Source organism: Phenylobacterium sp., assembly GCF_031181185.1.
Taxonomy (GTDB): Bacteria; Pseudomonadota; Alphaproteobacteria; order Caulobacterales; family Caulobacteraceae; genus Phenylobacterium.
In genome coordinates, this window is the sequence record NZ_JAPSKZ010000306.1 from 1 (window position 1) to 2,265 (window position 2,265).

At 70.6% G+C, this 2,265-nt stretch carries 2 protein-coding genes and 2 pseudogenes; 1 reads left to right on the forward strand and 3 read right to left on the reverse strand.

Annotation, left to right across the window (positions count from 1 at the left end; all coding sequences use genetic code 11):
• A pseudogene (locus RIF93_RS20235) lies at window positions 1–355 on the reverse strand (hypothetical protein); the annotation flags it as partial.
• A 143-nt stretch (window positions 356–498) separates the two neighbouring features.
• Between RIF93_RS20235 and RIF93_RS20240 the strand changes: the two are divergent.
• Window positions 499–1,095, forward strand: coding sequence for a hypothetical protein (locus tag RIF93_RS20240; RefSeq protein ID WP_309093239.1), 597 nt, complete (start codon window positions 499–501; stop codon window positions 1,093–1,095).
• Window positions 1,096–1,150: 55 nt separating this feature from the next.
• Here the strand turns inward: RIF93_RS20240 and RIF93_RS20245 are convergent, their stop codons facing one another.
• A complete protein-coding gene (locus RIF93_RS20245) occupies window positions 1,151–1,876 on the reverse strand; it encodes a TlyA family RNA methyltransferase (RefSeq protein WP_309093241.1) in 726 nt (241 codons plus the stop codon).
• Window positions 1,873–2,265 (reverse strand): annotated as a pseudogene (locus RIF93_RS20250) (AMP-binding protein); the annotation flags it as partial. The pseudogene RIF93_RS20250 and the gene RIF93_RS20245, both read right to left, overlap by 4 nt.

Below are 2,265 nucleotides of genomic sequence, written 5' to 3' on the forward strand. Positions count from 1 at the left end.
GCAGGATCTCGGTCTCGATGTGCTGTCGGGCGAGTGTCGTGCGCAGCCGCTCGACCTTCCAGGCAAGGTACGGCGCATGCGCCCAGTGCTGCAGGGCGCAGCCGCCGCAGGCGAAGAAGTGGGGGCACGGCGGTTCCACCCGCTCGGGACTGGGTTGCAGCACCTCCATCAGCTCGCGCCGATCGCCGCCGCCCTGGGCGCGGACGCGCTCGCCCGGTAGGGTGAACGGCACGAACAGCGGGCCCGGCGCGACGCCGTCGCCCTCCCCGCCCACGGCTTCGATCAGGAGTTCGACCGGCGGACCCGGCGGCGGCCCAGGCCTTTGAGGATTGGGGCGGCGCGGACGTGGTCTCATGCGCCAGCCTTGGCGGGCGCCACGCTTAAGCCAAGATGAACGAAGATGAACGACATTCTCAACATCCGTTCAGCTTGCGCGGCTCAGCTTGGCTTCCGACATGGCCTGAAGGCCTGCGCACGATTCGAGAGAGGGGTTTCCGAATGTCCAAGCGTGTCACCATCGCGAAGGCGGGGCTGGCCGCCATCGCCGGGGTCGTGGCCCTGAGCGCCGGCGTGGCCCAGGCCCAGCCCTATGGCTACTACGGCATGGGCTCGGGCGGGTACAGCTACGACGCCTGCAAGCGCGAGAAGACCGGCCGCGGTACGGTGGGCGCGCTGATCGGCGGCACGATCGGCGCGGTGATCGGCTCGAACGCCGCCGCACGCAACGCGCGGACGGAGGGCTCGCTACTTGGCGGCGCGGTTGGCGCGGCCATTGGGGCGGGCGTCGGCAACTCCAGCGCCGCCTGCGCCTCAGGCCAGTACACCACGCCGCCCCCGCCGCCGCCTCCGCCGGTGAGCTCGAGCTACTACGAGCGCCGCGACGGCGGCTACTACGGCCGCGACGACTACGCGAGCTACGAGGACGACTACGCCTATGGCCGGCGCGGCGAACGCTATCGCCTCTCGGGCGACGGCGTGGACGCCGACGGCTGCACCCTGGCCGAAAGCCCGATCTACATGCCTGACGGCCGCACCCAGACCCGCTTCGTCCGGGTCTGCCGCGACTCCAGCGGCCGCTACGCCGTCGTCGACTGAGCTAGGACCCCAAGCGTCAGCCTCTCCAGGGCCGTCCGCCAGCCAGCGGGCGGCCCTATTTCTTGGCCCAAAGCAAAAATTCGCGGTTGCCGTCGCCGCCAGCGATCGGACTGTCGGCGGTGGCCTGCACCTGCCAGCCGCTGGCCTGGACGAAGGCGTTCACGCCCTCCAGCGCCCGGGCTTGGGCCGCCGGATCGCTGACGATCCCGCGCTTGCCCACGTCCTTGGGCCCGACCTCGAACTGCGGCTTCACCAGGGCTATGAGGTCCGCGCCGGCGCGGGCGAGCGCAAGCGCCGCCGGCAACGCCTTCGCCAGGCCGATGAAGCTGACATCGGTGACGATGAGATCCGGCGCCGCTGTGATGAGCGCCGGCGTCAGGTCTCTCGCGTCCACGGCCTCCAGGTCGATCACCCGCGGATCGGTCCGGAGCCTGGCGTGCAGCTGCCCGCGTCCGACATCCACGGCGAACACCTGCGCCGCGCCCCGCGCCAGGCAGACCTCGGTGAACCCGCCGGTCGAGGCGCCTACGTCCAGCACGACCCGGCCTTCGACCCGGACAGGCCAAAGGTCCAGCGCGTGGACCAGCTTCAGCGCGCCACGCCCCACCCACGGGTGCGCGGCTTTCGCCGCCAGCACCGCTCCTTCATCGATCAGCTCCGACACCTTGCTGACGGGCCGGCCATCGGCGGTGACGCCCCCCGCCTCAATGGCTGCGCGCGCCTTGGCCCGGCTCTCGAACAAGCCGCGCTCGACCAGCAGGACGTCGGCGCGCTTCTTCAGGCGGTCTCGTCCGCGAAGAGCTTCTTGAGCTCGTTCTTGAGGATCTTGCCGTTAGCGTTTCGCGGCAGGGTCTCGTGCCAGAACTTCACCGCGATCGGCACCTTGAACGCAGCCAGACGCTCGGCGACGTGGGCGCGCAGCTCGGCCTCGGTGGCTTCGGCGCCGGGCTTCAGGGTGACGACCGCCGCCGGCTCTTCGCCGAGCGTCCGGTGCGGCACGCCGACGATGGCGGCGTCCATAACCGCCGGGTGGTCATAGAGGACGTTCTCGATCTCGACGCAGTAGATGTTCTCGCCGCCCCGGATCAGCATGTCCTTGGCCCGGTCGATGATGTAGCAGAAGCCCTCCTCGTCCATCCGAGCCAGGTCGCCGGTGCGGACCCAGCCCTG

Bases quoted from the DNA above. Each gene is read 5' to 3' on its own strand.
- RIF93_RS20240 (WP_309093239.1), top strand. From the start codon at position 499: ATGTCCAAGCGTGTCACCATCGCGAAGGCGGGGCTGGCCGCCATCGCC.